The sequence below is a fragment of the Micrococcus sp. LASM2_SD2 genome (assembly GCF_057364565.1).
In genome coordinates this window covers 1-1,716 of the sequence record NZ_JBNFOB010000339.1, presented here as the reverse complement: position 1 = coordinate 1,716, position 1,716 = coordinate 1, and the positions used below count along the sequence as shown (strand labels likewise).

The following is a 1,716-nucleotide window of genomic DNA, read 5'->3' as shown; positions in this document are numbered from 1 at the left end:
GGCGCGCGCGTCCACCGGCCGGTCCGCCGGGGTGTACACCGCCCGATCAGGTGGTGCAGGGCGCCGGCCGAGACCAACGCCTGTAGCTCGGCGTCCGCGAACTCGGGGCCCGCCGCCCACACCTCGGGACGCCCCTGTCCCGGCTCTGCGGAAAGGGCCGGGGACACGGGCGAGGGGGAGCCGAGCGGGGGAGAGGCCATGGACCCATCCTGCGCGACGGACGGCCCTGCCCGGAGAGCCCTGTGGACAACACGGACGTCCCCGGCGCACGGATGCCCGCGTAAGACGCCGACGGCCTCGGCGGGGACGCCCGCAGAGACGCCACGGGCGGCCCGGCACAGTGCCGGACCGCCCGTGGCGTGGAGACGACGCCGTGCCGGCGTCGGGTGATGATCAGGCCGGTGACCGTCAGGCCAGGTCCGCGGCAGAGGCCTCGAGGGCCTTCTTCCACTGAAGGCGGGCGTCGAGGGCCTCCTGGGCCTGGGCGATCTTCTTCTCGTCGCCGGCCGACTTGGCCTTCTCCAAGTCGGCCTCGAGGCCGGCGATGGTCTCCTCGAGCTGGGTCAGCGCGGAGTTGGTGCGGGCCTTGGTCTCCGGGTCGGTGCGACGCCAGTGCTCGTTCTCGGCCTGCTTGAGCGCGTCCTCGAGCTCGCGGAACCCGGACTCCATGCGGCGCACGTCGCCGCGCGGAACCCGCCCGGCCTCCTCCCAACGGCCGCGGAGCTCGTTGAGGGCGGCCCGGCCGGCCTTCACGTCCTTGAACGGGAGGAGCTTCTTCCCGTCGGCGAGGATCTGCTCCTTGACCTTCAGGTTGGCGCCGTACTCGCGGTCGATCTCCGCGTTGACCTGCTTGCGCGCGGTGAAGAACACGTCCTGCGCGGCACGGAAGCGTGCCCACAGCGCGTCGTCCTCCTTGCGGGACGCCCGCGGGGCTGCCTTCCACTCGGCCATCAGGTCACGGTACTTGCCTGCGGTCACGCCCCAGTCCGTGGAGGAGGACAGCTCCTCCGCCCGGGCGATCAGCCGCTCCTTGACCTGCTTGGCCTCCGCGGACTTGGCGTCCAGCTTGGAGAAGTGGGCCCGGCGGGTCTTGTCGAACTGCGTGCGGGCACCGCGGAAGCGCTTCCACAGGCCGTCCTCGACCGACTTGGACAGGCGGGGACCGGCCTTCTGGGCCGCCTTCCACTCGTCGAAGAGCTCGGCCATGCGCTTGGAGGCCTTCTTCCACGGCATGCGCTCGGCCGGGGTGGCGGCGAACTCCTCGGCCTCGGCGACGATCGCCTCACGGGCGGCGAGCTGCTCGGCCTGGGCGGCCTGACGGGCCTCCGCCTCGGCGGTGCGGTAGTCGCCCAGGAGGGTCTCCAGGGCGGCCAGGCGGGTGCGCAGCGCGGCCATGTCCCCGACCATCTGGCGCTCGGTCACCGTGGCGGTCATCTGGTCCAGGGCCTTCTGCAGCTCCGACGACGGCGCACCGGCGGCGATGCGCTGCTCGAACAGGGCCATCTGCGCACGGACGTCGTCGTACTTGCGCACGAAGTACGCCACGGCCTCCTCTGCGGAGGCGTCCGGCACCTGCCCCACCGTGTGCTCCTCGGCGCCGTCCAGCAGGATCACGTGGCCGTCCTCCGAGACCCGCGCGAACTGTGCGGCGAGGGCGGGATCGGTCGGCTCCACGGCCGGGGCGACGGCGGCCGGCTTGGCCTGCGCCGGGCGGCC

2 protein-coding genes are annotated in these 1,716 nt (G+C 73.0%); both read right to left on the bottom strand.

Going from position 1 to position 1,716, the window contains the following annotated elements; genetic code table 11:
• Window positions 1-200: hypothetical protein (locus AC2W7A_RS12155; RefSeq protein WP_485991569.1), on the bottom strand; the 200-nt coding region annotated here is incomplete at its 3' end.
• Between the two features lie 208 nt (window positions 201-408).
• Window positions 409-1,716 (bottom strand): DUF349 domain-containing protein (locus tag AC2W7A_RS12150; protein WP_485991568.1); only part of this gene is annotated, 1,308 nt, incomplete at its 5' end.